The organism is Rhodococcus sp. NPDC057014, from assembly GCF_042673295.1.
GTDB lineage: Bacteria > Actinomycetota > Actinomycetes > Mycobacteriales > Mycobacteriaceae > Rhodococcus_F.
On record NZ_JBHUSF010000039.1, the window covers coordinates 13,601 to 34,877 of the forward strand.

The 21,277-nt window shown below is 69.5% G+C and carries 22 protein-coding genes and 1 riboswitch; of the genes, 16 read left to right on the forward strand and 6 right to left on the reverse strand.

Going from position 1 to position 21,277, the window contains the following annotated elements; translation table 11 throughout:
* The first annotated feature begins 98 nt into the window (after window positions 1-98).
* Entirely contained in the window at window positions 99-917 is an 819-nt protein-coding gene (locus ACFTZB_RS11270) for a maleylpyruvate isomerase family mycothiol-dependent enzyme (protein ID WP_378431634.1), read from the forward strand.
* Window positions 918-922: 5 nt separating this feature from the next.
* Entirely contained in the window at window positions 923-1,606 is a 684-nt protein-coding gene (locus ACFTZB_RS11275) for a Type 1 glutamine amidotransferase-like domain-containing protein (protein ID WP_378431635.1), read from the forward strand.
* Window positions 1,607-1,635: 29 nt separating this feature from the next.
* Here ACFTZB_RS11275 and ACFTZB_RS11280 read toward each other — a convergent pair whose 3' ends face one another.
* Window positions 1,636-1,965 carry a hypothetical protein gene (locus ACFTZB_RS11280; protein WP_011594545.1) on the reverse strand — a complete coding sequence of 110 codons (330 nt, stop codon included), beginning with the start codon at window positions 1,963-1,965 and terminating at the stop codon, window positions 1,636-1,638.
* Window positions 1,966-2,478: 513 nt separating this feature from the next.
* On the opposite strand from ACFTZB_RS11280, the gene ACFTZB_RS11285 reads away from it, so the two are divergent.
* The 6 genes from ACFTZB_RS11285 to ACFTZB_RS11310 all read left to right on the forward strand — a co-directional run bounded on the left by ACFTZB_RS11285 (window position 2,479) and on the right by ACFTZB_RS11310 (window position 7,866).
* Entirely contained in the window at window positions 2,479-3,852 is a 1,374-nt protein-coding gene (locus tag ACFTZB_RS11285; RefSeq protein ID WP_378431665.1) for an FAD-binding oxidoreductase, read from the forward strand.
* A 110-nt stretch (window positions 3,853-3,962) separates the two neighbouring features.
* Window positions 3,963-5,153, forward strand: coding sequence for a DUF4185 domain-containing protein (locus ACFTZB_RS11290; protein ID WP_378431636.1), 1,191 nt, complete (start codon window positions 3,963-3,965; stop codon window positions 5,151-5,153).
* A gap of 64 nt (window positions 5,154-5,217) precedes the next feature.
* Window positions 5,218-5,493 carry a GNAT family N-acetyltransferase gene (locus tag ACFTZB_RS11295; protein WP_012688515.1) on the forward strand — a complete coding sequence of 92 codons (276 nt, stop codon included), beginning with the start codon at window positions 5,218-5,220 and terminating at the stop codon, window positions 5,491-5,493.
* Window positions 5,477-6,016 carry a DUF3558 domain-containing protein gene (locus ACFTZB_RS11300; RefSeq protein ID WP_378431637.1) on the forward strand — a complete coding sequence of 180 codons (540 nt, stop codon included), beginning with the start codon at window positions 5,477-5,479 and terminating at the stop codon, window positions 6,014-6,016. The genes ACFTZB_RS11295 and ACFTZB_RS11300 overlap by 17 nt, the downstream gene beginning before the upstream one ends.
* A complete protein-coding gene (locus ACFTZB_RS11305; protein WP_378431639.1) occupies window positions 6,013-6,540 on the forward strand; it encodes a DUF3558 domain-containing protein in 528 nt (175 codons plus the stop codon). The genes ACFTZB_RS11300 and ACFTZB_RS11305 overlap by 4 nt, the downstream gene beginning before the upstream one ends.
* Window positions 6,541-6,624: 84 nt before the next feature.
* Window positions 6,625-7,866 carry an MFS transporter gene (locus ACFTZB_RS11310; protein ID WP_378431641.1) on the forward strand — a complete coding sequence of 414 codons (1,242 nt, stop codon included), beginning with the start codon at window positions 6,625-6,627 and terminating at the stop codon, window positions 7,864-7,866.
* Here ACFTZB_RS11310 and ACFTZB_RS11315 read toward each other — a convergent pair.
* Window positions 7,859-9,412 carry a carboxylesterase/lipase family protein gene (locus tag ACFTZB_RS11315; RefSeq protein WP_378431642.1) on the reverse strand — a complete coding sequence of 518 codons (1,554 nt, stop codon included), beginning with the start codon at window positions 9,410-9,412 and terminating at the stop codon, window positions 7,859-7,861. The two genes, ACFTZB_RS11310 and ACFTZB_RS11315, sit on opposite strands and share 8 nt — an antisense overlap.
* Before the next feature lie 112 nt (window positions 9,413-9,524).
* Between ACFTZB_RS11315 and ACFTZB_RS11320 the strand changes: the two genes are divergently transcribed.
* The 5 genes from ACFTZB_RS11320 (at window position 9,525) to ACFTZB_RS11340 (ending at window position 13,701) form a co-directional block, all read left to right on the forward strand.
* The gene (locus tag ACFTZB_RS11320) at window positions 9,525-10,202 is read left to right on the forward strand and encodes an NUDIX hydrolase (RefSeq protein WP_378431644.1); all 678 of its coding nucleotides are present in this window, start codon (window positions 9,525-9,527) and stop codon (window positions 10,200-10,202) included.
* A gap of 58 nt (window positions 10,203-10,260) precedes the next feature.
* Window positions 10,261-10,356: riboswitch (TPP riboswitch) on the forward strand.
* Window positions 10,350-11,072, forward strand: coding sequence for a TenA family protein (locus ACFTZB_RS11325; protein ID WP_378431645.1), 723 nt, complete (start codon window positions 10,350-10,352; stop codon window positions 11,070-11,072). It overlaps the preceding riboswitch by 7 nt.
* Window positions 11,057-12,097 (forward strand): ABC transporter substrate-binding protein, encoded by a 1,041-nt coding sequence (locus ACFTZB_RS11330; protein WP_378431646.1) that lies wholly within the window; start codon window positions 11,057-11,059, stop codon window positions 12,095-12,097. Before ACFTZB_RS11325 ends, ACFTZB_RS11330 begins: the two co-directional genes overlap by 16 nt.
* Window positions 12,075-12,896 carry an ABC transporter permease gene (locus ACFTZB_RS11335; protein ID WP_276139944.1) on the forward strand — a complete coding sequence of 274 codons (822 nt, stop codon included), beginning with the start codon at window positions 12,075-12,077 and terminating at the stop codon, window positions 12,894-12,896. Before ACFTZB_RS11330 ends, ACFTZB_RS11335 begins: the two co-directional genes overlap by 23 nt.
* Window positions 12,889-13,701, forward strand: a complete 813-nt coding sequence (locus tag ACFTZB_RS11340) for an ABC transporter ATP-binding protein (protein ID WP_378431647.1) — start codon at window positions 12,889-12,891, stop codon at window positions 13,699-13,701. The genes ACFTZB_RS11335 and ACFTZB_RS11340 overlap by 8 nt, the downstream gene beginning before the upstream one ends.
* Before the next feature lie 13 nt (window positions 13,702-13,714).
* Here the strand turns inward: ACFTZB_RS11340 and ACFTZB_RS11345 are convergent, their stop codons facing one another.
* On the reverse strand, window positions 13,715-15,073 hold the full coding sequence (locus ACFTZB_RS11345; RefSeq protein WP_378431648.1) for a wax ester/triacylglycerol synthase family O-acyltransferase: 1,359 nt from the start codon (window positions 15,071-15,073) through the stop codon (window positions 13,715-13,717).
* Between the two features lie 178 nt (window positions 15,074-15,251).
* Here ACFTZB_RS11345 and ACFTZB_RS11350 point away from each other — a divergent pair, with 178 nt between their 5' ends.
* Complete coding sequence (locus ACFTZB_RS11350) at window positions 15,252-16,241, forward strand: alpha/beta hydrolase (protein ID WP_378431649.1); 990 nt, start codon at window positions 15,252-15,254, stop codon at window positions 16,239-16,241.
* Between the two features lie 10 nt (window positions 16,242-16,251).
* Here the strand turns inward: ACFTZB_RS11350 and ACFTZB_RS11355 are convergent, their stop codons facing one another.
* Together ACFTZB_RS11355 and ACFTZB_RS11360 are read right to left on the reverse strand one after the other, a co-directional pair.
* Window positions 16,252-16,596, reverse strand: a complete 345-nt coding sequence (locus tag ACFTZB_RS11355; protein WP_378431650.1) for a ferredoxin family protein — start codon at window positions 16,594-16,596, stop codon at window positions 16,252-16,254.
* Window positions 16,593-18,170, reverse strand: coding sequence for an FAD-binding protein (locus ACFTZB_RS11360; RefSeq protein WP_378431651.1), 1,578 nt, complete (start codon window positions 18,168-18,170; stop codon window positions 16,593-16,595). Before ACFTZB_RS11360 ends, ACFTZB_RS11355 begins: the two co-directional genes overlap by 4 nt.
* Before the next feature lie 303 nt (window positions 18,171-18,473).
* Here ACFTZB_RS11360 and ACFTZB_RS11365 point away from each other — a divergent pair, with 303 nt between their 5' ends.
* Window positions 18,474-19,028, forward strand: coding sequence for a hypothetical protein (locus ACFTZB_RS11365; protein WP_378431653.1), 555 nt, complete (start codon window positions 18,474-18,476; stop codon window positions 19,026-19,028).
* Window positions 19,029-19,031: 3 nt separating this feature from the next.
* Here the strand turns inward: ACFTZB_RS11365 and ACFTZB_RS11370 are convergent, their stop codons facing one another.
* Window positions 19,032-20,243: an MFS transporter gene (locus ACFTZB_RS11370; protein ID WP_378431655.1), complete on the reverse strand. Its 1,212-nt coding sequence runs from the start codon at window positions 20,241-20,243 to the stop codon at window positions 19,032-19,034.
* 121 nt (window positions 20,244-20,364) lie between these two features.
* On the opposite strand from ACFTZB_RS11370, the gene ACFTZB_RS11375 reads away from it, so the two are divergent.
* The gene (locus ACFTZB_RS11375) at window positions 20,365-21,270 is read left to right on the forward strand and encodes a hypothetical protein (RefSeq protein WP_378431656.1); all 906 of its coding nucleotides are present in this window, start codon (window positions 20,365-20,367) and stop codon (window positions 21,268-21,270) included.
* Window positions 21,271-21,277: the final 7 nt, after the last annotated feature.

Consider the following 21,277-nt stretch of genomic DNA (forward strand, 5'->3'; position numbering starts at 1 on the left):
CGACGCTCTCACCGGCGCATTCGCCCGCCCGCGGCGAAAAAGCTCGGACTGTCCGGCGGAAGGTCCTAGAGTTGAGGCAAAAGGGAGGCGTACGACCCGTGAATGCCCTACAGAAGGAACCGATCCTCGACGCGTTGTTCGAGGAATGGGACGTACTCGACGACGTTCTGTCCTCGTTGTCCGGCGACGCGTGGTTCACGCCCACCGCGCTGCCCGGGTGGACGGTGCACGACGTGACCGCACACCTGATCGGCACGGAGTCGCTGCTCGCCGGAATCTCCGCGCCGCACACCACCATCGACGTCCGCGGCCTCGCCCACGTCCGCAACGAGATCGGCGCGTTCAACGAGCAGTGGGTCGAGGGCCTGCGCGGGTGCTCCGGCCCCGAGATGCTCGAGCGTTTCCGGATGATCGTCGCCCGCAGGCGGTCGGAACTCGGCGAGATGACCGACGAGATGTTCGCGGCCGAGACCACCACACCCGTCGGGCCGGCGCCGTATCTCCGGTTCATGCGTATCCGCGTGTTCGACTGCTGGATGCACGAGCTCGACCTGCGGGACGCGCTCGGGCTGCCCGGCGACGAGGGCGGCCTGCGCGGGGAGACGGCGTTCGCGGAGATCACAGGCGCCGTCGCGTTCCTCGTCGGCAAGCGCGGCAAGGCCCCGGACGGATCGAGGATCACGCTCGAGCTGACGGGACCGCTCGCCCGCAACATTCACATCGCCGTCGACGGCAGGGCCGCGGTGGTCGACGAACTGCCGTCGGAGGCCACCACGACGGTTTCTCTCGACTCCCGGCTGTTCACCCGCCTGGCGGGTGGCAGGACGACGGCCGCGGACCACCGCGACGAGATCGCGTTGCGCGGCGACACCGACGCGGGCAAGCGGATCGTCGACAACCTCGCGTTCACGATCTGACCGCGGTGCGCCTGTTCCTGTCCTCGTACCGGTTCGGTGCGGACCCTGCGCCGCTGCTGGCGCTCGTCGGCCGTCCGGGGCGCGTCGGGGTGATCGCGGCGGCGGCGGACGCGTGGCCGCGGGCGGCGCGGACGTCCGCGGTCGTGAGTGACGTGATGCCGCTGACGCGCCTGGGATTCACCGCGGAAGAGGTGGATCTACGCGACTACGTCGGTGACGACGGGCAGCCGCGTGCGGCCGCGCTGAGGCAGCGGCTCGGCGCCTTCGGCATGGTCTGGGTGCGCGGCGGGAACACGTTCGTGCTGCGCGCGCAGATGGCCCGGAGTGGGGCGGACCGGGTGATCCCGGAACTGTTGGCGAGCGATTCGCTCGTGTACGCCGGCTACAGCGCGGGGGCGTGCGTGATGACTCCGACGCTGCACGGTCTCGACTCCTCCGACGACCCGGCGGAGGTGGTCGCGACCTGTGGCGTGGAGCCGCGCTGGGACGGACTGGGGATGGTGGGCTTCGCGATCGTGCCGCATCACCCGCCTGCGGAGCTTCCAGGGGCCGAGAACGCGGTGCCCTTGGAGGACGCGGCCGCCGTTCGGCGCACGGTCGACGCCCTGAGGCTCGCCGGCATCGAGTACCGCACCTTGACGGACGATCAGGCGATCGTCGTGAACGGGGATCGAACCGAACTCGTCTGACGACGGCGAGCCCTGCGGCGGGAAGGCCGTCAGCCGAAGACGGCGACCGGCACGGACGGGGTGAAGGGGGCGACGCGGTCGAGTGCGGCCCAGGTGACCTCGCAGCGCTTGGCGGTGACTTCGTCCGCGTCGGCGAGGAGCGTGTTCAGGAGGGTCTTCGGGTTCAGGCGCCATTCCTGGACCATCGACCGGACTTCCTCGTTGGTGAACAATCCCGAACCGGCGAGTGCGAAGATCCATTCGTCGAACTCGCCACGGTGGATCTGCTCGATGGAGTCGTAGTCGATACCACCATCGAGGAACTCGTACGAGAACATCGCGGAGATGTAGCTGCTGGGATCTCGGTGGAGTGCATTCATCGGTGCGGGTCCTTCCAGGGTCGGTGCGGCAAAACCCGGCCCCAACGGTGTTCTGGCTCACATTTCGTGAGAATCTCCGTTTGGGTGTAACGCCTCGCCGGTGTTTGACGATGCAAGACGCTAACCCGTAGAAGTGGGTTTTTGCATTGCCTGGTCGATACGATCCGGTAACAGAGTGGCGATTGTGACCTGTGTTACACCCGATTTGTCCGGGTCCGCCCGGTTCGCGGGACGCCCCTACCTGCATTTTCCCCTCCGGGCACGGTTGCATAGCCCATCGGTGGATCCCCCGAAAAAATTCACCCCCCTGATCCCACATCGTGAGACTCCTACGCGTAAGTAACTAACGGATGGGCTAATGGGGTGTCGCTTCTACACCGAACGTCCAGGTTGGAGCGATATCCGGGAAATCCGGTCGGAATCGGTTCAGTTGGACGAATGACCAATTCGAGGACACTCGTCGTGCGCCGGGCTACCGTCGAGGTCCCCGACACCCGCATTCCAGGAGTCACGATGACGGTCACCGACGACGCACTCGCGGCGCTCTCGAGCACGCTCCCCCGGGGCTGCCTCGTCACCGATCCGGACGTCCTGGCGTCCTACCGCCAGGACTGGGCGCGCGATCCCGACGCCGTCATCCCCCTCGCCGTCGCCCGCCCCACGACCACCGGGGAAGTCCAGGTGGTGATGCGCTGGGCGACCGAGCACCGCGTCCCCGTGATCCCGCGCGGCGCCGGCTCCGGGCTCAGCGGCGGCGCCACCGCCGTAGCGGGCAGCGTGGTGGTCAGCACCGAACGCATGCGCCGGATCGAGGTCGACCCGGTGACGCGGATCGCCGTCGTCGAACCGGGGCTGCTCAACGCCGAGGTCAAGGCCGCGGCCGCCGAACACGGCCTCTGGTACCCGCCCGATCCGTCGTCGTTCGAGATGTGCTCGATCGGCGGCAACGTCGCGACCAACGCGGGCGGGCTGTGCTGCGTCAAGTACGGCGTCACCACCGACTACGTCCTCGCGCTGCGGGTGGTCCTCGCGGACGGGACGGACGTGCGCCTCGGCGGGCCGCGCCTGAAGGACGTGGCAGGCCTGTCGCTGACCAAGCTGTTCGTCGGGAGCGAGGGCACGCTCGGCATCGTCACGGAAGCCACGCTGCGGCTGATTCCGGCGCAGCCGCCTGCGAGCACCCTCGTCGCGTCGTTCGCCTCCGTGCAGGCGGCCGCCGACACCGTGCTGGCCATCACCCGCACCCTGCGACCGTCGATGCTCGAGTTCATGGACCGCACCTCGATCGGCGCCGTCGAGGACGCACTGAAGATGGGCCTGGACCGGACGGCGGAGGCGATGCTCATCGCCCGTTCGGACGCCCCCGGAGCGATTGCGGCCGAAGAGATCTCCGTCATGGCGGACGCATGCACGGCGAACGGCGCGGCCGAGGTCTTCACCACCGACGACCCCGACGAGGGCGAAGCATTCACCGCGGCAAGACGATTCGCGATCCCCGCGGTCGAGAGACTGGGCAGCCTGCTCCTCGAGGACGTCGGGGTGCCGCTGCCGAAACTGCCTGCGCTGGTGGAGGGAATCACCGCCATCTCCCGCGAGCGTGACGTGATGGTCGCGGTGATCGCCCATGCCGGCGACGGAAACACGCACCCGCTCATCGTGTTCGACCCCGAGGATGCCGCGATGGCCGAGCGCGCCCACCTCGCTTTCGGCGAGATCATGGACCTCGCACTCGCTCTCGGCGGCACGATCACCGGCGAGCACGGCGTCGGCCGCTTGAAGAAGGCCTGGCTGCCCGACCAGTTGGGCCCGGACGTCATGGAATTGACGCAGCGGATCAAGACGGCACTCGACCCGCTGGGGATACTCAACCCCGGAGCGATCCTGTAGCTACCCAGGGCGGATGCGATACCCAATGGTTACCCAGGGGACTGGTGTGACAGGTGAGGTATTGCTAGCGTGACCGGACCGAACTCGACTCGTCGCAGAGAGGTGCGCTCGTGACCAGACTCCGCCGTGTCGCCTCCCTGGCGATGCCCGCCCTACTCGCTTCCACCTGCACGTTTTTCACGATGACGCCCCCTGTCGCGACGGCGGCGCCGTGCCTCGGCGGAACCGGCAGCCTCGGATCGAGTGGCTCTGGCCAGGGCATCAACCCCATTCCCTGGCTCAACGGCAGCGACGGCCGCCTACCCGAGCTGCGTGGCAAAACTCAGGCAATCGCACACATCACCGGGCCCCGCAGCCCCAACGACACGATCGGCAGGTTCCGGGTGCTCGGCACCGACCTCGGCATCATGTGGGACAACGGCGGAGGCGAGATCCTCACCGCGTTCGGTGACACCGTCGGGCTGAGCGACAACCCGCTGTGCGGTCTGGTCGGCGACTGGCGCAGCAACATCCTGCTGCGCAGCTCCGACAAGGACCTCACCGACGGGATGGGCATCGACAATTCCCCGGTCGACGCGCCGAACCACTCCAAGGAGATCATCCAGAGCAAGAAGATCCCGGGCGTGGAGCAGACCGTCATCCCCACCACCGGCATCTCGGTCGGCGAGGGACCGGCCGCGACGCAGTACATCGATTACATGTCGGTACGCAGCTGGGGTGCCCCCGGCGAGTGGGACACCAACGCGTCCGGCATCGCGTACTCCGTGGACAACGGCGAGAACTGGATCACCGATCCCCTGACGCTGCGGCCCAACGTGCCGGGCACGGGCGCCGAGAACTTCCAGATGGGCTCGTACGTCAAGCACGACGGATTCGTCTACGCGTTCGGCACCCCGTCCGGGCGGTCCGGCGACGCCCGGTTGTCGCGGGTCAGGGAGGCGGACATCCGGAACCTCACGCTGTACGAGTACTGGGACGGCAAGGCGTGGGTGAAGGCCAACGCCACCGTCGCCGCACCGGTGATACCCGGACCGGTCAGCGAATTGTCGGTGCAGTTCAACGAATACCTCGGTCAGTTCGTGGCGATGTACACCGATGCCGGCAACTCGGTGGTGATGCGCCGGTCCGACCACCTCGAATCCGGCTGGAGCGAACCCGAAGTGCTCGTGAGCAGCCGGGACGTGCCCGAGCTGTACGGCGCGTACATGCACCCGTGGTCGAAGGGATCCGACCTGTATTTCCTGGCCACCACCTGGTCGGACTACAACGTCATGCTGCTGCGCACCAACCTCGCGGACTGACGTAATCTGCGAGTGACAGCGTGCGCGGGACAGCGCGCACGCCACACGAGCAGAGGAGCGATCTGTGGCGGCCACGGTGGAACACGACGTGTCGGAATCCCGGTTCGAGATCTACCTCGACGGCCAGCTGGCCGGATACGCCGATTACTTCGAGCGGAACGGCGCCCGCGACTTCCACCACACCGTGACGTACCCGCAGTTCCGCGGGCAGGGTCTGGCGGCGGTGGTGGTGAAGGCCGCCCTCGACGACACGAAGTCCAGTGGGCTCTCCGTGATCCCGTCGTGCTCGTACGTGGAGAAGTACATCGCCGAGAATCCGAGCTATGCGGAGCTCGTCTGATCCGCTCCGCCCGGCCGTCCGCGCGACGTGTCTTCTCGCCGCGACGGTCGTGCTGGCCGGTTGCGGTTCCGGCGGCGGTTCCGACACCGATCCGGCATCCGCGCCGACCACCTCGGTGGCCGTGCAGCCCGGCCCGTTCGTGGGTGAATGCGGCTCGCTGACCGACGCCGAGGTGTACGAGCGGGCGGGGATCGCGGGGCTCACCCCGGTGTCGCGGAACGGCATCAAGTGCCGGTGGGAAGCGGACGGCGGCGAACGGTACGTGATGTTCACCTGGTACCGCGGCAGCCCCATCGACCGGGAGCGGTCGGTGGCCAAGGGCATCGGTCACGAGGTCCACGACCTCGAGATCGCCGGGCATCGCGGATTTTCCTCGCAGAACGTCGGGTTCTGCGAGATCGCGCTCGGCACCGGTTCCGACTTCGTGCACTGGCTGGTCCGCTACGGAGCGGGCAGTGCACCCTCCGATCCGTGCGAGGCACCGACCGCGCTCGGCCGGCTGACGCTGGAGAAGGCCAGATGACCGGCCGCCGGCGACTCGCCGCGGCGGTCGCGTCGGCGATTGTGCTGGCCGGCTGCGGCACCTCCGTCACGGGCACTCCCCTGCCCGAGGGCGCCGCCTCCTCCGACGACGGCGGCTCGCCGCAGTTCGACAAACTCCTGCGCGAATGCGACGCCGTACCCAACGACAAGATCGTGGAGACACTGCACGGCGCAGGCGTCGACCAGTACTTCTACGGCGCGGTGTGCATGTGGACGGTGTCGTCCGCCGCCGGATCGATCGACGTCACGTTCGGCTGGTTCGAGAACAACTCGTTGCAGCGGGAGCGGGCGGTGGCGGACCAGCTGGGCTACCAGGTGGAGACGACGTCGGTTGCGGGCACGTCGGCGTTCAGCGCCCGGCGGCCGGGTGATTCGGCGACGTGTGGGATCACCGCCGCGTACTCCGGTGTCATCACGTGGTGGGTGCAGCAACGGTCCGGGACGGGCGACCCGTGCGACGGTGCGCGCACGCTCGCCGAGTTGACCCTGCAGCGCAACCAGTAGCGGCCGAGAATTCGCTCGCGGTGGCCACGACCTCGCTGTTAGCGTCGAAGGACCACCGACCGCGCCGACCAGAGGACCCCTGCCGTGACCGCCACCGAGACGGCTGTGACTCGCCGGTTCGGGCCCCTGATCCTCCTGAACGTCGCGACGCTGTTCTCCTCCACGGGCAACGGCATCGTGATCGTCGTGCTGCCGTGGCTCGTGCTCGAGCAGACCGGTCGCGCATCGGACGCCGCGATCGTCGCGGGCGCGGCCACCCTGCCGCTGTTGCTGTCGAGCCTGTTCGCGGGCACGTTCGTCGACCTGTTCGGACGACGCCGCACGTCGCTGATCTCCGACTGCCTGTCGGCGCTGTCCGTGGCGGCCATCCCGGTGATCGCGACCACGACGGGCCTCACCGTCACGGCGATCGCCGTCCTCGCGGCGATCGGCGCCGCATTCGATCCGGCCGGCATCGCGGCGAGGGAGTCGATGCTGCCCGCCGCCACGAAGTCCGCGGGGTGGTCACTCGACCGGATGAACAGCCTCTACGAGGCCAACTACAACGTGGCGTATCTCGTCGGCCCGGGCATCGGCGGTGTCCTCATCGCCACCATGGGTGCGGTGAACACGTTGTGGGTCGCCGCCGCCGGGTTCGTGCTGTCCGTGGCGACGATCGCGTTCCTGCGTCTCGAGAACGCCGGAAGACCCGACACCGCCACGCGTCCGACGTCCATCTGGCACGGCACGCTCGAGGGGCTGAAGTTCGTGTGGCACAACCGGCTCCTGCGCACGATCGCGCTCGTGGACATGGCGGTGGTCGCGCTGTACATGCCGGTCGAATCGGTGGTGTTCCCGGTGTACTTCACCGAACTCGACAAACCTGCGCAACTGGGCTCGGTTCTGATGGCGCTCAGCATCGGCGGCGTGGTGGGCACCCTCGCGTACGGACCGCTCGCGCCGTTCGTGTCGCGCCGGTTGCTGATGGTGGTGGCGGTGACCGTGCTGGGCGCGGCGATGGTCGCGATGGCGTTCCTGCCGCCGCTGTGGGCGATCCTGGCGCTGGCCCTCCTGCAGGGTCTGGTGTTCGGTCCGGTCGGCCCGATCGCCAACTACGCCATGCAGACTCGCAGTCCGGAGCACATGCGCGGCCGGGTCACCGGGGTCATGACGTCCACCGCCTATGCGGCGGGTCCGCTGGGCTACCTGCTGGCCGGCCCGATCCTCGACAAGTGGGGAATCCAGCCGACGTTCTTCGTGCTCGCGATCCCGGTCCTGATCATCGGGCTGGCGTGCTTCGCGCTGCCCGTGCTGAAGGAACTGGACGAGAAGGTTCCGGTCAGTTGAAGCCCATGACGTCGTTGCCCCAGGCCACCCGCATCTCGTGGTCCGGGTCCTTCACGAGGGTGTCCGCGCCGTCGATCAGCAACGTGGAGCGGTTCTCCTCGTCGTAGGGGGCCCAGTGCTTGGACCCGTCCAGGGCGGCGGGGACACCGTGCCGCGCGAACGCGAGCCACCGGCGCTGTATCCGGCCCGACACCTCGAGCGCCGTCTTCCGGCCGCCGAGCCAGAACGTCGGATCGATGTTGAGGGTGTCGAAATTGCCGAACACGTACGGGAGTTCGGTGGCGTGCCCGGCTCCGATGCGTGCGGCCTTGAGCATCGGCGTGGCCTGGTCGAACCGGTACATCCACGTCGGCGAGTGCCTGCTGTGGGCGTCGGCCACCCACAGGGCGGGCATCCGGAACGCGGCGTCGCGGGACATCGCGAGTGCGCCCTTCGGTTTCCCGCGGTCCGGGTACGCCGACAGGATGTCGGCGAGGCGGGCCGCGGGCAGTTCCGGGTGATCGGTCGCGATCGCCCGCAGCATCTCCTGCACCGAATCCGAGGTGACCGGCAGCAGAGGAGATTTCATGAACTTGAAGATCGACGACTCGTCCTTGTTGGAACCGATGATGAGGGGGATGCGGTGGGAGTAGCCCTTCTGGAACGCGGCCACCGGGTAGCGGGGCAGGAAGTCGCGGTCCACCACGGGCGCCATGGCGAGTGTGCCGGGGATCTTCGTCGGCACCTCGTTGACGAGCGTGTCGCTGGCCTCGATGACCGTGCGGTACGGGAGGCGCAGCAGCGTGTCGATCCGGGCGGGTTCCACGTCGAGGATGTCGAGGAACTGCTTCGCGACCGTGGCCGCCCGCTCGCTGCCGTAGACCGATGTGGCGGGTGGGCTCTGGGCGATCGCGCGGTGGAACAACCCGTCCGCGCTCGGGCACGTCATCAAGGTGGTGATCGACCCGGCTCCCGACGATTCCCCGAACACCGTCACCTCGTCCGGGTCACCGCCGAATGACGCGATGTTCTCGCGCACCCATTCGAGCGCGGCGACCTGGTCGCGCAGCCCGCAGTTGGTCTCGAACACCCGCTCGGCCGTCGAGAACGACGACAGGTCGAGGAAGCCGAGCGCACCCACCCGGTAGTTGAACGAGACCAGCACGACGTCGCCGAGAGTGGACAGGATCCGCCCGTTGTAGATGCCCTGAGCTGCGGTTCCCAGGCAGTAGGCACCGCCGTGGATCCACACCATCACCGGCCGCGGGGTGCCGTCGGGCCGGGGTGCCCACACGTTGACCGACAGGCAGTCCTCGTCCATCTCGAGTCCGGCGTCGATCGGGACGGCGGTGCCGTGGCCCTGTGGGGCCATCGGGCCGAAGTCGACGCAGTCGCGCACGCCCTGCCACGGCGTGGGCTGGGCCGGCGCCCGGAACCGCAGGTCGCCGACGGGGGCGGCGGCGAACGGGATGCCCTTCCACGCGTAGACGTCGCCTTCGGGATAGCCGCGCACGTCGCCGTCCCGGGCGCGGACGACGAGTGTGTCGCCGGACTTCTCGACATCCACGGCCGAATCTCCTCACGCAGCGCGTACGGGAATCTCTCGCCAAACTACCAACGATGCGCAGGCAGGGCCGCTCGAACGCGATATAGATCAACCGCGCGCTAACATGTGCTCCGTGGCCGCATCGACCGATCCCGAGGGCAAGAGCCTCCTCGACTACCCGCGGCCGTCCGTGGCGGTCGACGTCGCCGTCCTCACCGTCGACGGCACCGATCTGAAAGTGCTTGTGGTTCCGCACCGTTCGGGCCGGCTCGCACTCCCGGGCACCTTCCTCCACGAAGGCGAGCGACTGCGGGACGCCGCCGAGCGGTGCCTGCGGATCAAGGCCGGCCTGACGGGTGCCGAGTTCCACCAGCTGGCGATGTTCGACGACCCCGGCCGCGACGACCGCGGGTGGGTGCTGTCGATGACGCACGGTGCGGCGCTGCCGCGCACGGCACTCCCCCGCGACGCCCTGCTGATCCCCGTCGACGGCGACCGGGTGACGCAGGACCTCGCGTTCGACCACGCGGACGTCGTCACCCTCGCCGTCGCCGACCTGCGCGAGCGGTACGCGCGGTCCGTCGACCCGTCGGGCCTGGCCGGCGACACGTTCACGGTGCTCGAACTCCGCCGGGTCTACGAGGTGGTGTTCGGCCGTCCCCTCCCGAAGGACTCGTTCCGCCGGCACGTGATGCCCGCGCTCGAGCACACCGGCGACATGGCCGTCGTCGGGACCGGCAGGCCCGCCGAGATCTACACGCGCGGCCCCGCACCCCTCCCGCCGGGAGCGGCCGCGTTCCTCGGCGGCTGAGCGCGTCCACCCACCCGGGGCCTTTCCGTTCGCGGCACGGCCGGTGCTAGGGTCGGCTTGTTCTGACACGGGGTGCTCCGCACGGGCGGGGCTGAGAACACACCCGGGAACCTGCTCAGGTAATGCTGACGAAGGGATGTCAACGTTGTGAATAGCTCTGTCCAAGGTGCTGCGGGCGCAGGTCGGCACGCCCGATTCACGGACCACTTGTGGGACCGGACCAAGGTGCTGCGCGAGGCGATCGACGAACTCGAGTTCCTGCGCCGCCTCGGCGACGGAACGCTGCCGCTGGACGTGTTCCGCACGTATATCGAGCAGGATTTCCTGTATCTGACCGGGTACGCGAAGGCCCTGTCCCTGGTCGCCGCGCATGCGCCGGGCCCCGTCGAGGCCGGCTTCTGGGCAGGCTCGGCGGCCGAGGCCGCGACGGTCGAGGCGACGTTGCACCAGAACCTGCTGACCAGCGGACGGCTCCCCGCGTCGGACGCCGAACCGCAGCATTCGCAGGCCTGCCTCGGGTACATCTCCTACCTGACGGCGGTCGCCGCCACCGAGCCGTACGCGGTGTCCGCCGCCGCGGTGCTGCCGTGCTTCTGGATCTACGCGGACGTGGGACGCCGGCTCGCGGCGAGCGCCCGCGACGTGCTGGCCGCCGACCCGTCGCACCCGTACGCACAGTGGGTGACCACGTACGACGCGGAGGAGTTCCACGCCGCCGTCGCGACGGCCCGCGACCTCGTGGACGCCGCCGCGGACGCCGCGACCGAAGCCCAGCGCGAGACGATGGTGGAGGCGTTCACGATCGCCAGCCGCTACGAACTCATGTTCTGGGACACCGCACTCAACAAGCAGGAATGGCCGGCGTCGTGACTCTCTTCTCCCGTACCAAGCGCGCGGCCACCGCAGCCGTCATCCTCGTCTCGGCCCTGTCGATGCTCACCGGCTGCGCCGGAAACTCGCAGTCCGACGACACCATCCGGTTCGCACTCGACTGGACGCCGAACACCAACCACACCGGCCTGTTCGTCGCCCAGCAGGAGGGCTGGTTCGCGGACGCCGGACTCGACGTGCAAGTGCTGCCGTACAACGACACCTCACCCGACACCCTCGTCGACGCCGGCAACGCGGAGTTCGGCGTGAGCTTCCAGAGTTCCGCGACGTTCTCGAAGGCCGCGGGCGCCCAGACCACGTCGGTCATGGCCCCGCTGCAGCACTGGGCGACGGGTATCGCGGTGAAGGCGGATCGCGCCGACATCACCCGCCCCCGGGATCTCGACGGCAAGATCTACGCCGGTTTCGCGGACCCGGACGGCGAGGAGACGCTGAAGCAGATCATCCGGAACGACGGCGGCAAGGGCGAATTCACCACCGTCACGCTCGGCACGTCGGCCTACGAGGCCGTGTACTCCGGCACCGCCGACTTCACCGTGTCGTTCTTCGGCTGGGAGGGCATCGAGGCCGAGCACCGGGGCACCCCGATGCGCTACTTCCACTACACCGACTACGGCTTCCCGGACGCGTACGCACTCGTCATCGAGGGCAACGAGCAGTGGATGGACGACCACCCCGAGCAGGCCCGCAAGTTCGTCCAGGCCTTGCAGCGCGGCTACCAGTTCGCCGCCGACCGGCCGGACGAGGCCGCGCAGATGTTGATCGACGCCAATCCCGGCGCCTTCACGGACGAGTCCCTCGTGCGGGAGAGCCAGCAGATGCTGTCCTCCGAGTACATGAAGGACGCTTCCGGAAAGGTCGGGACCCAGACGGCCGAGCAATGGGCGGGGTATTCCGGTTTCCTGTTCCAGCACGGCCTGCTCACCGGCCCCGACGGGGCACCGCTGACCACGGAACCCGACTGGTCGACGTATTTCACCAATGAGTACCTCGCTCAGCCCTGACCCGACCGTCCGGACCCCGGCCCCGGGCACGTCACCGCTGCTGCGGCGGGTGCTGCCTGCGGTCGTGGTCGTGGCACTGCTGGTCGTCGCGTGGCAGGTGTACGTGACGGTCAGCGGTATCCGGCCGCAGGTGCTGCCGTCGCCGCTGCGGGTCGTGCAGCAGGGCTGGCGGGCGCGGGACGCCATCTCCGGTCACGCCTCCGCGACACTGCAGGTGACGCTGATCGGGTTCGCCGTGTCCCTGCTCTGCGCGTGGGCTCTCGCCGTGCTCGTGGACTTCTCGCCGTGGCTGCGCCGCGCATTCGTTCCGCTGTTCGTCGTGTCGCAGACGCTGCCGATCATCGCGATCGCGCCGTTGATGATCATCTGGTTCGGATTCGGTCTGCTGCCGAAGGTCCTCGTGATCGCCCTCGCCACGTTCTTCCCGATGACGATCGGCCTGATCGAGGGTTTCGCCGCCGCCGACCGGGAGGCGGGTGCGCTGTTGCGCAGCATGGGTGCCTCCCGGTGGCAGGAGTTCCGCTACGTGCGTCTGCCGTCGGCGATCCCCCGGTTCTTCACCGCCCTGCGCATCGGCATCACGTACGCCGTGGTGGGCGCCGTGTTCGCCGAATACGTCGGGGCCACGTCCGGTCTCGGCATCTACATGGCCACGCAGAAGAACTCCTTCCGCACCGACCTCGTGCTGGCGGCGGTGCTCGTGACCGCCGTGATCAGCGTCAGCCTCTACCTGCTCACGTTCGCGGTCGAACGCGTCGTCGCCCCTTGGATCAAGAACGAAAGGGCCCGGCATGAGTGAGACCGCGCGCGTCGCACTGTCCGGACTGAGCAAGGGATTCCCCGTCCGCGGCGGCACCCGTCCCGTCCTCGACAACGTCTCGTTCACCGTCGAACCGGGCGAGTTCGTGTCGGTGATCGGCCCCAGCGGGTGCGGGAAGAGCACCGCGTTCGCCATGCTCGCCGGACTCGACCAACCGGACACCGGCACCGTCACGATCGGCGGCGAGTCCGTGCGTCCCGCGGGCAGTGGCCCGTCGAAATGCGCATACATGCCGCAGAAGGACCTGCTGTTCCCGTGGCGCAGCGTCCTCGACAACACCACCCTCGGGCTGGAGGTGCAGGGCGTGCCCCGGAAGCAGGCGCGGGAGAAAGCCCGGGAACTGTTCTCCGTCTTCGGTCTCGGCGGGTTCGAGGACGCCCGCCCCAGCCAGCTGTCCGGCGGGATGCGGCAACGCGCCGCGATGCTGCGGACCGTCGTCCAGGACCGTCCGGTGCTGCTGCTCGACGAGCCGTTCGGCGCCCTGGATTCGTTGACCCGCACCGAGATGCAGACCTGGTTGCAGGACGTGTGGCAGCGCTACCGCTGGACCGTCCTGATGATCACCCACGACATCCGGGAGGCCGTCTACCTGTCGGACCGGGTGGTCGTGCTGTCCGCCCGGCCCGCCACCGTGCGCCGCGAGGTGACGGTGGGTCTGCCCCGCCCCCGCGAACTGTCGATGATGACGTCACCCGAATTCGCGGACGTCGAACACGAACTGCTCGGCGTGCTGCACGAGGAATCACGGCGGGCCCTCGTCGAGCAGGAGTCGGGCAGACGCTGAAACCCGCGGCGGCTCAGAGCAGGGCGGCTTCCAGTTCGCCGAGCGCGGCCTCGAGGTAGTACAGGATGCGTTGCAGGCTCGGCACCGAGCGGCGGCACCCGATGACACCGAAATCGAGGTTGTCGCCGTTGGTGGTGAGCGTGATGTTCAGCGCCTGCCCGTCCAGCACCACCGACGTCGGGTAGATGCCGTCCAGCCGGGACCCGTTCCAGTACATGGTCTTCCGCGGTCCAGGGACGTTGGAGATGATCACGTTGAACGGCGGCGGCGTGAAGCGGACGAACCCCGGCACCGGGGTCAGGGCGATCGGTGACATGTTGACCGCGGACCACGCCAGCGCCTGAAGCGAGGTGAGACTGCCGAACAATTCCTTCCCCTGCGACATGGACGCGGAGATCGCTGTCAGGCGTTCGGCCGGGTCGTCGACGTCCGTCGCGAGGTTGCACAGGGTCACCCCCACCGCGTTGCCGCCGGCGTCGGCCTTCTGCTCGTCGCGCAGCGACACCGGAACCATCGCGATCAGCGGTTCGTCCGGCAGTGCGTTCTGCTCCTCGAGGTAACCCCGCAACGCCCCGGCGCACATGGCCATCACGACGTCGTTGACACTGGCCCCGGCCGCCTTCCGCACGGCATGGATCCGGTCGAGCGGCCAGGACTGCGCGGCGAACCGGCGCGCGCCACCGATCGGGACGTTGAGCATGGTGCGGGGCGCCTCGTACGGAAACCGCAAGTCGTGCTGACCCATCGCGGTGCGGGCGATGCGCAGCGACGCCGGCGCGAGACCGGCCACGTCGCCGACCGTGCGACGGACCCCGTTCACCACCGACCACAGGTCGGGGGCGGCAACTCCGTTCGCCGACGCCGACCGCGGCAGGTTCCACGGCGGCGGCGCGTCGCGCACGTCCGGGTCGGTCGAGAGCGTCCGCATCAGCAGGCGCAGCCCGGAGACCCCGTCCATCAGCGAGTGGTGCAGCTTGGTGTAGATGGCGAACCGGCCATCGGAGAGGCCCTCGATCAGATACATCTCCCACAGCGGGCGATGACGGTCCAGGAGCGTGCCGTGCAACCGGGACGTCAGCGTCAGCAATTCCCGGACCCGGTACGGCGACGGCAGGGCCGAATGACGCACGTGGTATTCGAGATCGACGTCCGACTCGTCGGCCCACCACAGGTTCCCGAGACTGCCGACGGGGCCCGCCGGCTTCTTGCGGAACGTGGGGTCGACGTCCGTGTGCTTCAGCAGTGTTTCGTGCATCGACTTCACGTAGTCGGGACCGGCATCCTCCGGCGGTGTGAACAATTCGAGCGATCCGACATGCATCGGATGCTCTCGCGATTCGCCGAGAAGGAATATCGAATCGGTAACCGGCATGATCCCCACCTGGACGTTCACCCCCGCTCGGTCACTATCCCATTACGACTTCCGCCTGGATGCTACGTCGGGCGTAGCGTCCGTGCGACCTACTTCGATGTAGTCCACACGGCGCACCGAGGTGGCAAACCTGAAGGCAGCACGTCGGAGGGCACCGAGGCCGGAACGGAGGCAGACAATGAGCACTGCGACTTACGAATTCTGCCCGTCACCGCTCCCGGTGACCCGGCGGGAGTTCGCCGGAACCAGCCTGCAGTCGGCGGCCCTCGCCCACACCCTCCGCCGCACGGTCCGGCCGTTCCTCGACGGGTGGGCGCGCTACCCGGAACTGCCGTGGCCCACCGGAGTCGTCGACCTGTTCGGGTACTCGCTCGGCCCCATCCGCGGAACCCAGCGCAGGCCCGTCCGGCTGCCGCACTGCCGCGCCGAATGGATCCGGCCTCCGGGCGAGCTCGGCGACCGGGCGATCCTCTACCTCCACGGCGGGGCGTTCCTGTGCTGCGGGATCAACTCGCACCGCCAGATGGTGTCCCGGATCTCGGCGGAGTCCCAGGCGTCGACGCTGAACGTCGCGTACCGGATGATCCCGCGGAACCCCATCCGGGCGGCCGTCGAGGACGGCGTCGACGGGTACCGATGGCTGCTCGCGCACGGCTACACCGCGGACCGCATCGTCGTCGCCGGCGACTCGGCGGGCGGATTCCTCACGTTCATGGTGACGCTCGAAGCGCTGCGTCAGGGGCTGCCGCGTCCCGCCGCCGACGTCGCACTGTCGCCACTCACCGACCTCGACCCGGTGAACAAGCTGGCCCATCCCAACGCCGACCTCTGCGCCGTCTTCCCCACACGCGCGGTCGGTGCCCTGTCCAGGCTGATCGAACGCCTGGACACCCGGGGCGGGCACGAGCCGTCCACGTCCCCCGTGGACGGCTCCCTCGCCTCCATGCCGCCTGCCCTGATCCAGACCGGCTCGCAGGAAATGGTGTACGTCGACGCGGAACTGATGTCCGAGCGGCTGTCCCAGGCAGGTGTGCCGTGCGAACTGCAGGTGTGGGAGCGGCAGGTGCACGTCTTCCAGGCCGCCGCCGGACTGCTCCCCGAAGGCACCCGCGCCATCCGCGAGATCGGCCGGTTCATCCGCAGGGCCACCCCCGTGAGTACTTGTTAACCGCCGGCGGTTAGGAAGTACTCACGGGTGCGAACAGGTGGTTTCGGTCGAGCGTGGAACCCGACGTGCGACCGCCGCCCCACCCGATCACCGCGCGGTAGGCGCCCAGCGCCCCGGACTCCGCCAACGCGTCGGCGTCGGTGTGGGTCGAGTCCTCGGGAACCGGGGTGTCGAACGGCGCGACGTACAGCGCGTCGGTCGGACAATTCGCCTCACACATGAAGCACGTCTGACAGTCCTCCTGATGCGCGACGACGGGAACCCCGTCCTCGCCCCGGCGGAACACGTCCGTCGGGCAGACCTTGATGCAGATGTCGCACTGCACGCACCGGTCGGCGAGGACGACCTCGATCACGACGCCACCGTCCTGTTTTCGGCGGTGCCGTGTTCCGGCCGCACCCACACCTCGTCGAGCCCGCCCGACAGCAGGCGACGGGTCTGCGCCGGATCGGTGTCGGGCAGGTCCGTGCGCACGTGCATGCCCCGGGTCTCGGTCCGCGCCAGCGCCGAGTGGGTCGCCCACCGAGCCGCGGCGAGCATCGCGGCGGCCGAACGGGCCTGCAGCAGTTCCCGTTCGGCACCGCCGAGCAGATCGGCGGCACCCGACCATGCCTCGTCGAGCGCGGTCACGCTGTCCTGCAGGCTCGCCGCGCTGCGCCGGTAACTGCGCCGCAGCGGCAGGGTGTGCTCCTGAACCAGTCCGACGATGGCGCGCGACGCCTGCCGCCGGGCGGACGGGCCGCGCAGACCGGCCGTTCCCGCGCCGCGCACTCCGTCGGGGACGCGACGCCCCCGCGCGAACCGGGCGGCACCCACGCCCGCCCACGTTCCCGAGGAGATCGCCCAGGCCCCATTGTGGCTGCCTCCGCCGCTGCGGCCACCGGTGATCAACTCGCGGGTGGCGGCATCGCCGGCCGCGAACAGGCCGGGAACGTCACTGGCGCAGTCGGTGCCGGTGATCCGGATGCCTCCGGTTCCGCGCACCGTGCCCTCCAACACCGCCCGCACGGGATATTTCTGGGTGAACGGGTCGATGCCCGCCTTGTCCAGCGGCAGAAAGTAATTCGGTTGCGACGTGCGCATGGCCGCGCGGATATCGGGCCGGGCCCGGTCGAGCCGCGCATACACCGGGCGGCCGGTGGCGAGGTGCGCCATCGCGGCGCCGCGTGCGGAAAAGCCGCCGTCCCCGAGCGACTGACCGTCCGCGTCGTAGTACGTGGCGAATTGCATCATCAACCCCTTCGTGTGCCCGCTCCACGCGGGCGCCAGCGCGTAGGCGGCGGAGAATTCCATGCCGGAGAAAGACGCCCCGACCTCGGCGGCCATCAGGAGTCCGTCGCCGGTGTCGACGTTCGTTCCGAAACTTCCCGACAGGAACGCGCAGCCGCCGGTCGCCACGACCACGGCCCCGGCGCGCACCGACCACGGCGCGTACCCGTTCTGCCGTTGCAGACCGGCGGCGCCGGACACGACGCCGTCGCCGGTGGTGAGCAGTTCCAAGGCGGGGCTGTGATCGAGGATGGTGACCCCGGCCCGGTGCACCCGCCTGCGCATCCGGCGCATGTACTCGGGCCCCTGCAGGCTGGTGCGCACCTCCTGCCCGTCGTCGCCGGACGGAAACCGGTAGCCGGAATCGGCCAGTTCGTCCACCCGGCGGTGGGTCTCCTCGAGCACCCGGTACATCCAGGCCGGTTCGGACAGCCGGCCGCCGTCCTCGAAGCGGGCTTGCACCGACCGTTCGCGGGCGGGGCCGGGCGGGACGTTCCACAGGTTGTTGCCACCCGAGGCGGTCGGACCGCTGGTTCCGCAGTACCCCTTGTCGGCGAGCACCACCCGGGCACCCTCCCGGGCAGCGGACAGTGCCGCCCAGGTGGCGGCGGGTCCGCCGCCGAGGACGAGGACGTCGGCGACGATCTCGAGTGCGCTCACGAAGCGAACAGCATCGCCGACGCGGCGACGGCTGCCCCGGCGCGTTCGGACAGCGGGCGGCGGCGGAACAATCTGTCGAGCAGAGACATCGTTACCCCCGGTCGGAGCGGTATGGACACCGCTCGATCGTCGGCTCGCGACCTCATCCGGGCAAGGGTTCTCGTCAGCGTGCGCCGAACCCCGACAGCCGCCTGGCAACCTTCGAGCGAACCCCTCCCGGGCGACTCGTCTGCCGACACGTGCACCAGCCGGGGGCAACGCCCTCTATGGTGGACGCATTTGCACGCCGACGACGGGTAAAGCATGGACGACAGGACTGTAGCGATCGGGGCGCTTGCGATTGCCACCGTTTCGGCGGTCTCCGGGCTGATGATCGGCGCCGCGGGCGGCGCGTTCGGCAGTCACGGACCGGCAGTCGTGCCACCACCGCTGTCGTCGGAGGGTCTGCAGGCCGCGGGACCGTACAGCGCCGAACCGGCGACGTTCCAGGTGTTCGTCCCGCCGACCCCCACGTGGCAGATGGCGGAGCTGACCACCCCGCGGGTCGTCACGCTCCCCACCGAACCGGCGCCGGTGACCACCGGGCCGCCGCCCGCGCCCTCGACGACCCCCGCACCGCCTCCTCCGCCGCCGGTCCGGACGACGATCGCGCCGCCTCCGCCTCCCCCTCCGCCTCCACCGACGATCAGCCTCGCCCCGGTCACCACGCCCGTGACCCGGCCCCCGGTCGTCACGACGACCGAGGCGACTGTTCCGCCGCAGGCCGCCGTGGCGCCGACACTGGCGCCGACCACCACCACCACCACGACGCGTCCGGTGATCACGATCCCGCCGGTCACCACCCGGCCTCGAGGCTGACGCTCAGGCCCGTCTGCGCACGATCAGTTGCGCGACGGCCACGCCGGCACCCAGTGCGGCGACCAGCGCGCTGAAGACGATCCCGGCGGCCCGTAGGTCGGTGAACCGCGCGAGCACACCGACACCGACCGCGGGAACGGCCAGCATCACGTAGATCCCGGCGAAGAATGCCGAGGACACTCCGCCGCGGAGTTGCGGTTCGACCCGTTCGACGGTGGTGGCGAGCGACGCGTTGAGGCACAGTCCTCCGGCGACGCCGAGCACCACCGCGGACGCGAGCAGCGGCGCGAGGACGATGTTCACCAGCGCGAGCGCCAGCAGCCCGGCGGCGGGGATCAATCCGAGGCACCCGGCGAGCATCGCGATGGCCGTCGACATCCGGCGTGCGAGGAGTTGGCCGGCGGCCATGAACAGGAACGTCAGGAACACGACGAGCCCTGCCGTGGAGTGGTTCGTCGTCCCCAGGTATCTCGTCAGGAACAGCGCCGACACGGCGGTGAGGACGCCGGTCACCGCGAACGCCGTTCCGGCCGCGAGCACCGCGGTGACGAAGGCGCCGCGGATCGACGCCGGAACCCGCAGGCGGCGGGGTCGGATGCGCCACGTCGGCCGGGTGGCCGGCGCCGGCGCGAAGATCCACAGCCCGGCGACGGCGACGGCGGCGAGCACGAGGTTCGCCGCGTACGGAATGGTCAGCGGACTCGACGTGACGTCGGCGATCACCCCCGCGCTGAGAGTGCCCAATCCGAGGCCGCCGGTGTTCACCGCGACCGCGAGCATTCCGCCGACCGCCTTCCGATCGGGTGGGAACAGGTCGATCACCGCGGCGGTGCCCGTGCCGGTCATGAGGCCTGCGGACAGGCCGGAGATCACCCGGGCCACCACGAACACGGGAAGCGTCGACGGCAGCAGGAACAGCACGGCGCTGACCGCGGCGAGGGCGACAGCGAAAAAGAGCACCGGGCGCCGGCCGACGTCGTCGGACAGCCGCCCGAACACGGCGAGCGCGGCCACGACCCCGACCGCGTACACGGCGAACAGGATCGTGACGGTGAGGGGGCTGAACGCCAGTTCCTGCGCATAGATCGAATACAGCGGGGTGGGCAGTGTCGTTCCCATCATCGTGACGAGGAACGCGAACGCGGTCGCTCCGATGGCGAGGGTGGGTGACCGGCCGGTGCGCGTCGTGGACGCTGCGGGCGAGAACGCGTGCATGGTCTCGAGCCTCTCGGAGTCGAGGAGCGGTGACAAGTCGGATGTGGGAGTCGGTAAGGTGGCTTCCCGCCGGATTGGGGGGTCCACTCCGGGACCGAGAGTCCAGCAGCGGAGGTCGGGGATGAACGGCGGGGAGAATTTTCGATCGGACGCCTGGGATCACCGCGCCATCAGTAGCGCTGTTGACGCGCTGAGACCCGCCGAGTCCGAGGCGGTCGCCGCGTCCTGGGACGACCTCGGTAGGCGATTCCATGAGTCGGTCACCGCGTTCCACGACGCGACGCGGGCCGCGGTCGGCGCTGGCTGGCACGGACAGTCGGCGACGGCGGTGGTGTCGGCACTCGACGACTACGCCGCCCGGGCCGGGCAGATCGGCGGCCGGTTCACCGACGTGGGGGATGCGCTGCGGCACGCGAGCGCCGGCGGCGAAGCGGTGCGCGGCGCAGTCGGCCCGCCCCGGGACCACCCGGCCGACTGGACCCGGGTGCTACCCGGCAACTGGACCGCGGAAGCCGACGCCGACGCCGCGGAACAGGACGCGAAGGCCGCCATGGACACCCTGTACGCGTCGGCGTATCGGGTTGCCGACGAGCGACTCGCCACCGAGGGTCTTGCCGCGACGCACGCTGCGGCAGCGGCCCATGCGCAGCCGGCGGGCTTCGACATCGGACCGAACGGCGTGCACGGCATACCCAGCGATCAGCAGGTGGCCGAACCCGAATCCGAACCCAGCGCGGACTCCGGGCCCCGCGAGAGTGACCAGGTTCCGCCGCAGGCCGCGCAGGCCGCTCCCGGTTCTATCGCCGGTGCGGCGCTGGCCGGGGCCGTCGGCAGCGGGGTGGCGCAGTACGCGCACGGCATCGTGGCCGCGCACCGGGCGCCCGCCCCCGAACGGCCCGGCAGTGTGGCCCTGCCCGCCGAAAGCGAGGACGAGGAGGAACCGCCGACCTACCTCGAAAGCATCGACGAGGGAAGCGAACTCGTCGGGAAACTGCCCCTCGTCACGCCCGCGGTGATCGGCGAATAGTCGTGGG

Coding starts and splice junctions, on each gene's coding strand:
- ACFTZB_RS11280 (WP_011594545.1), bottom strand. CDS start 1,965: ATGAATGCACTCCACCGAGATCCCAGCAGCTACATCTCCGCGATGTTC.
- ACFTZB_RS11285 (WP_378431665.1), top strand. CDS start 2,479: ATGACGGTCACCGACGACGCACTCGCGGCGCTCTCGAGCACGCTCCCC.
- ACFTZB_RS11300 (WP_378431637.1), top strand. CDS start 5,477: ATGCGGAGCTCGTCTGATCCGCTCCGCCCGGCCGTCCGCGCGACGTGT.
- ACFTZB_RS11305 (WP_378431639.1), top strand. CDS start 6,013: ATGACCGGCCGCCGGCGACTCGCCGCGGCGGTCGCGTCGGCGATTGTG.
- ACFTZB_RS11330 (WP_378431646.1), top strand. CDS start 11,057: ATGGCCGGCGTCGTGACTCTCTTCTCCCGTACCAAGCGCGCGGCCACC.
- ACFTZB_RS11335 (WP_276139944.1), top strand. CDS start 12,075: ATGAGTACCTCGCTCAGCCCTGACCCGACCGTCCGGACCCCGGCCCCG.
- ACFTZB_RS11340 (WP_378431647.1), top strand. CDS start 12,889: ATGAGTGAGACCGCGCGCGTCGCACTGTCCGGACTGAGCAAGGGATTC.
- ACFTZB_RS11345 (WP_378431648.1), bottom strand. CDS start 15,073: ATGCCGGTTACCGATTCGATATTCCTTCTCGGCGAATCGCGAGAGCAT.
- ACFTZB_RS11350 (WP_378431649.1), top strand. CDS start 15,252: ATGAGCACTGCGACTTACGAATTCTGCCCGTCACCGCTCCCGGTGACC.
- ACFTZB_RS11365 (WP_378431653.1), top strand. CDS start 18,474: ATGGACGACAGGACTGTAGCGATCGGGGCGCTTGCGATTGCCACCGTT.
- ACFTZB_RS11370 (WP_378431655.1), bottom strand. CDS start 20,243: ATGCACGCGTTCTCGCCCGCAGCGTCCACGACGCGCACCGGCCGGTCA.
- ACFTZB_RS11375 (WP_378431656.1), top strand. CDS start 20,365: ATGAACGGCGGGGAGAATTTTCGATCGGACGCCTGGGATCACCGCGCC.